This is a genomic window from Kitasatospora sp. NPDC056138 (assembly GCF_042264695.1).
GTDB lineage: Bacteria > Actinomycetota > Actinomycetes > Streptomycetales > Streptomycetaceae > Kitasatospora.
Genome location: NZ_JBHJVK010000146.1, coordinates 1 through 5375, shown reverse-complemented (window position 1 = coordinate 5375; position 5375 = coordinate 1). Strand labels below are relative to the sequence as shown.

Genomic DNA, 5375 nt, shown 5'->3' with positions numbered 1-5375 from the left:
AGCTACCTCGCCGGCCTCCACCTACGCGGCGCAATGATCTGGATCAAAGACCTCAGCAGGACCACTCCTTGATCGCGATCAAATACGCTCCCTAGCATCCGCGCCAGCAGCAGGGCGGCGTCCACCGCTTTGGTGCTCTCCGGCCGCAGGACGGCCGCGCAGATTGTGCGCGTCGCCATGTCGACGGCGATCGTCAGCTCCGGGCGTCCGGTGCTTCCGTCGTCGAGGACCACCAGGACGTCCAGCTTCGTGGTGTCGATCTGCACCTGCTCTCCCGGCCGGGCCGCGGCGCTCGGTGTGAACGGGCCCGCGGGCCGGTTCGCGTTCTGCCGGCGGGTCGTGGCTGCCCCGAAGGTGTGCCGCCCGGTCGTGAGCCGGTCGACCAGGCGGTAGAACACCGCCCGGGACGGCAGCGGCACCGTCTCCTCGCCGTACTCGTCGGCCAAGGCCCGCTCGACCCGGCGCATCAGCCTCGCCCGGGTGCCGGTCGACACCTCGGTCTCCTCGCCGATCGCCCGGAGCAGTGCCTCGACCACCCGCGGATCGGTCCGCCCGGTCGGCGAGGAGGAACGCATCGTCCGCAGGTCGACCAGGCCGAGCAGGCCCTGCTCGCGGTAGCGGCTGCGGATCCGCTGCAGCGTGCGTCCCCCGACCGGCCGGCCGACCGCCGCCAGTTCCCCGACCTTCGTCCTCTGACGCTCCGCCAGCGTGGTGGTCGTCGGGTCGTAGCCCGGCCGCGGAACCGCCCCGGGCGGCGAGTCCGGCGGCAGGCCGGTCTCGATCTCGACGACATGGCGTTCCCAGAACCGTGCCTGCGCGAGCGCCTCGGCCGACGCGGCCTCCAGCAGCCCTGTCGGTGCCAAGACCGGCAGAGGCCCGGCCGCCCCCAGCAGGGCAAAGTCCTCGTCCGCCAGCAGGAACGGCAGCAGCACCACCCGCGAGGCACCTTCCGTGCCCAACAGCCTCACCGACGTGCCCTCGATCGCCACCACCGTGTGCTCTCCACCGTCGAATCGCACCTGATCACCCAGCCGCAGAACACCAGGCCGGGCCAGACCCGTCACCGCCCGACCTCCTCAGCCACGCTGACGAGCGCGGCCTCGCCGAGCACCACCGACAAGTCCGCGACCAGCACCCCGGGCCACAGCAGGTGGAACACCACCGGCAGCACCGCGATCGGATCGCCGACCCGCTCCACCGCCCGACGGATCGGCGTCGGCCGGACGAACACGCCGAGAAGCGGCTCCACGAACCGGCTCACGGCATGCCGGGGATGGCGATAGCCAGCCAGCCACCGGATGTTGGCCAACAGGACCGGCTCCACGGCTCCAGCCACCTGGTAGGACCAGCCGATCTCGCGGCAGGCCCGCTCCGTCGCCGCGAACGCCTCCGCGTCCCGCGGCTTGATCCGCTCCAGCGGACGGCAGTCCACCACCAGCCCCGAGCCGTCGGCGCGGCGGGCGAACCAGTCCGGCGCGTGCGACCTCCGCTTCCCGCTCTCCTGCCAGAACAGCCACAACGGCTGCGACGCGAAGCCGGTGACCTGCTGGTCGAAGTCCAGCAGCATCGCGTGGTCGCGCTCCAACCACGACTCGTAGCCGACGTGCCGGCCGGACGTCGAAGACCACCACAGTCCGGGATAGTTGCGCTGCCCTCGCCAGGAGGGAAACGACCGAACCGGCCGTCCATCCTCGAACCGCACCCCGGCAGCGTCAGCCAGCGTCATGCGGTGTTCCCCACCGTCCCGGTCGACGTACGCGACCTCGAACCCCCGCACCACCGCTGGCGCCCCACCGGCGACACTCCGAGCAACCGTCACGCCCCCACGATGATCAGACGCAGAGCCCCCTGTCCGCCAGCTTCGCCAACTTCACCGAGACGAGTGGTCTGCTGCTGGCCAGGCTCACCGAGACTCCGCCATGTTCATCGAGACAGGACACCCCCGCCGGGCTCCGGGACCGCCGAGGCCGGCCGCAGAGAACTGCGCAGAAGTGCGCACTACTGTAGCCTTGTGTGCATGGATACCTACCCGATCACTGAGGCCCGGAACAAGCTCGGAGCCCTCGCTCGGCAGGTCAGCGCCGAGCAGAAGCACGTCGCCCTCACCGACCGCGGCCAGACCATGGCCGTGCTCATCAGCCCGGCCGAGCTGGAAGAGCTCGAGTACCACCGGGTGAACGCCGAGTACCTGGCGCGCAAGGCGCGTGGGGGGTCCGGTCCGGTGGTTTCCCACGACGAAGCGCGGCGGCGCGTCCTCGGTGAGGCGTCGTGAGCTATGAGGTGGTCTGGGAACCGGAGGCCCTGGCCGTGGCGGAGAAGTTCGCCGCCGGCGACCGGGCGGGCGTCCAGCAGGTGTTCCAGGCCGTCGACCTGCTCGCCGAGGACCCTCGCCCGGCGGGCGCCTTCACGGTCGGGGACAGCGGCATCTACCGTATCCAGGTGGGCTTCTACCGGGTCCAGTACGAGGTCCACGACCAGACGGTAACCGTCACGGTGTTCCACCTCGGGCGGGTGTAGCGCACCGTCCACCTCGTCGCGCACGGCATCAGGGCCCCGGGTGACCGGGGCCCTCACCGTTTCCCGAGGTCATCGGTCCGGAAAGCCGGTTGGGGTGACTGCCGGGTCCGGGGATGATGACCGGATGCAAGAGGAGCTTGACGAGACGGCGCAGCGCAGGCGCGCCCGGCAGTACGCCGAGTGCACCGCCCCGCTGGACTCCGAGGACGCGGTTGCCGGCGCGGAGTCGCTGTGGGACACGGCGCTGACCAACGCCCTGGTGGCGATCGTCGCCCACGAGTGGCCCGGCAAGGAGAAGGACGCCAGGGGCCGGGTGCTGCCCGCCTCGGGTCTACTGAAGGTGATCGAGGCAGCCGGGCTGGCCGAGGCCGACGGCTCTGCCGAGGTGTACGTGATCCCCGACCCGGACCCGTGCAAGGCGCTGGCGGGCACCTCGCCCTGGCCGTGGGCCGAGGCCGGCGAAACGCCGCCGCGCGCGGACGTCCGCGTCGCCGTCGGGACCCTCCGCGACGGCCTGACCCCCACCCAGCACGTCCGCCACGGGCGCGACGGCGCCGACGGGGCCCGCCTGGAGCGCCGACACGTGGACGCGCTGATCGATCTGGACCCCCACCCAGCCCTGGGCACGCTCAGCGCGGAGCAGAGCAGCCGGAACTGGACCCGGATCTTCGAGGACGACCGGCGCTCCGCCCAGGCCGCCCTGCAGCTGCTCACCCGGATCGGCGAGAAGGAGGCAGCCCGGCGCGCCGCCGAGTCCGACTGGCTGCACGACGGCTACCACCCCAAGCACAACCCGGGCGGTGTGGAACTCGCCCAGTGCCCGGTCTGCGAGCTGGAGGCTTTCAGCGCGTACGGCCAGGACGACCACGGCATGGACCTGGGCCCGGGCCTGTGCCTGGTGTGCGGCTACGAGCGCAGCCCGGGGGCATGTCCGAGCACCTCGCCGCAGTCGCCTACGTCCAGGTGCGCTGGTCGGACGACTGACTGGCCGTCGGCACCACGGGTGCGGGCCTCGACAGGAACGTCGGGGCCCGCACCGTCTGCGCCGGACGGGCGCCGCTCACCAGCTCAGGTTCGGGCCCGCCTTCTCGCCGGCCTTCTGACCACTGCTCCGCGCCGACTCCCACTTTCGGCGGTTGCGCAGCTCGAACTCGAGGTCGCCGGGCTTGTCGGTGCTCTCGTCCAGCACCGTCACGATCTGCATATCGCTGCGGTCCGGGTAGCCGGAGGGCCCGCCCGAGCGAATGGATCTCGTCCAGGACCAGGACCGGCGCCCAGTCAGAGAAGTCCGCCGAGCGGCCGAAGACGACGGTGGCCCAGCGGCTGGAGTGGGTGAACACCTGCAGCGCCCACACCAGCCCGTTCCCACCGGCGGGCAGGTCGACGTTGACTGCGGTCGCGGAGTCGCCGTCGCTGACGTCGAGGACCCGCCAGCTGATGATCTGGTCGGCGCGGACGGCGGCCGCGGCCGGCGCGTCGGTGGGGGAGGGGCGCAGGGTGACCCACACGTTGGAAGGCGTCATGCCGGGCACCTTGACCTCCTCCCCGGCGTGAACGCCGGGGATTCTCCGTCTGCTGGTGGTCACCCGGGGAGGGTGGCCACCAGCTCCGGATGGGTTCCTGTTTCACAGCGCTGTGCCGGGATTGCTCCTGGTCTTACCTGCGCTCCACAGGCGGATGCCGCCAGTCCAGCGGCCGTCTTGATGTTGATGGCGGCGTTGATGTCCCGGTCAAGGGACGTGCCGCAGGCGCCGCAGACCCACTCCCGGATGGCGAGGGGCTTTGGCCCGTCGAGGGCACCGCAGGCAGAGCATCCCTGGCTGGTGGGCTCGAACCGGCCGATGCGCACCAGTGTGCGCCCGTACCGGGCGGCCGTGTACTCCGGCATGTTCAGGCCAACCGACGCAATCCGTTGACCTGCGGCTTCGCACCAGTGAACGTGTGATCTTTCTCTGGCAAATCAAGATCACTTCCCGTTGCGCTGGTCAGCACGCCGGAATCGACTACACACAGTGGGTAGGTACCGGGCGGCGTTGGGGAAGGACCCCGGCCATGAGTGTCGCCCCCAGCGGGTCGGTTGTCAGCAGCGCGTGACTGGAGACCGCACCTGGGCCTGGCCGCGATCTGCTTGCGCCTTGACGCGTGGGGGAACCTCCGCTCGTCCGGCCGTGAGCGGTGTCTATTCCGGCAATCTCCCCTGCGGGCCGAGCTGCCTGGCGGCCGGGGCTTCGTGACGGGCCGGCCGCTTGCCCTGAGTTGCGGCAAGCGTTGCCCTCGCGCCTGGCACCGCTGTTCCCTCCAGCGGTGCTGTCCGACTGCGCCGATGTCCCGGGGGAGTGCCAGGCCCAGGGCGCGGTCCACGGATGCGCAGGTCTCGAACTTGGCGCCGTCACAGTCAGTACGTGCGGGGCCGGCGCTACCGGTTGTCGGGATAGTTGCTCACCCAGTGTGTCCGGTGGTTGATCACGGTGAACGACGAGGTTTCGACCTTTTGCAGCCGCAAGCTCAGCCAGTGCCCGTCGAAGACCCCGCTGACGAGCAGGGTGTCGACTGAGGGGCTGTTGTAGGTCAGGGGGTGGGAGACGGCGATCTCCTGGCCGGTGGCCTTGGCCTCGATGAGTTCGCGGATCTGGTCGGCGAAGGTGTCGTGCCACTCCTCGGGATTCCAGTCGACCGCGAGCATCTCGATCAGCTGCTCCGCCGCGCTCAGCTCCTTCTCGCCGACCATAGTGTCGGCGGCGGGCAGGTCGTCGACCTCCCGGTGGGGGTCGCGGACCTCGTCGGCGAAGTGCATGATGTGGGCGACCAGCAGGTCGCCCTCGGCCCGCACCGCGGTCAGGTACTCCTTGCCGCGCATC

The 5375-nt window shown here is 70.8% G+C and carries 5 protein-coding genes and 2 pseudogenes; 3 read left to right on the top strand and 4 right to left on the bottom strand.

What is annotated here, in order from left to right; genetic code table 11:
- Positions 1-2: 2 nt before the first annotated feature.
- Positions 3-1019, bottom strand: coding sequence for a hypothetical protein (locus tag ACFC1R_RS38545; RefSeq protein WP_375946390.1), 1017 nt, complete (start codon positions 1017-1019; stop codon positions 3-5).
- Between the two features lie 41 nt (positions 1020-1060).
- The gene (locus tag ACFC1R_RS38540) at positions 1061-1726 is read right to left on the bottom strand and encodes a TnsA-like heteromeric transposase endonuclease subunit (RefSeq protein WP_375946389.1); all 666 of its coding nucleotides are present in this window, start codon (positions 1724-1726) and stop codon (positions 1061-1063) included.
- Between the two features lie 291 nt (positions 1727-2017).
- Between ACFC1R_RS38540 and ACFC1R_RS38535 the strand changes: the two genes are divergently transcribed.
- From ACFC1R_RS38535 to ACFC1R_RS38525, 3 genes are all read left to right on the top strand, one after another.
- Positions 2018-2272, top strand: a complete 255-nt coding sequence (locus ACFC1R_RS38535) for a type II toxin-antitoxin system Phd/YefM family antitoxin (RefSeq protein WP_375946388.1) — start codon at positions 2018-2020, stop codon at positions 2270-2272.
- Positions 2269-2517, top strand: coding sequence for a type II toxin-antitoxin system RelE/ParE family toxin (locus tag ACFC1R_RS38530; protein ID WP_375946387.1), 249 nt, complete (start codon positions 2269-2271; stop codon positions 2515-2517). Before ACFC1R_RS38535 ends, ACFC1R_RS38530 begins: the two co-directional genes overlap by 4 nt.
- 124 nt (positions 2518-2641) lie before the next feature.
- On the top strand, positions 2642-3853 hold the full coding sequence (locus ACFC1R_RS38525) for a hypothetical protein (protein WP_375946386.1): 1212 nt from the start codon (positions 2642-2644) through the stop codon (positions 3851-3853).
- Between the two features lie 246 nt (positions 3854-4099).
- Here the strand turns inward: ACFC1R_RS38525 and ACFC1R_RS38520 are convergent.
- Both ACFC1R_RS38520 and ACFC1R_RS38515 read right to left on the bottom strand, forming a co-directional pair.
- Positions 4100-4405 (bottom strand): annotated as a pseudogene (locus ACFC1R_RS38520) (zinc ribbon domain-containing protein); the annotation flags it as partial.
- A gap of 528 nt (positions 4406-4933) precedes the next feature.
- Positions 4934-5375: pseudogene (locus ACFC1R_RS38515) on the bottom strand (hypothetical protein); the annotation flags it as partial.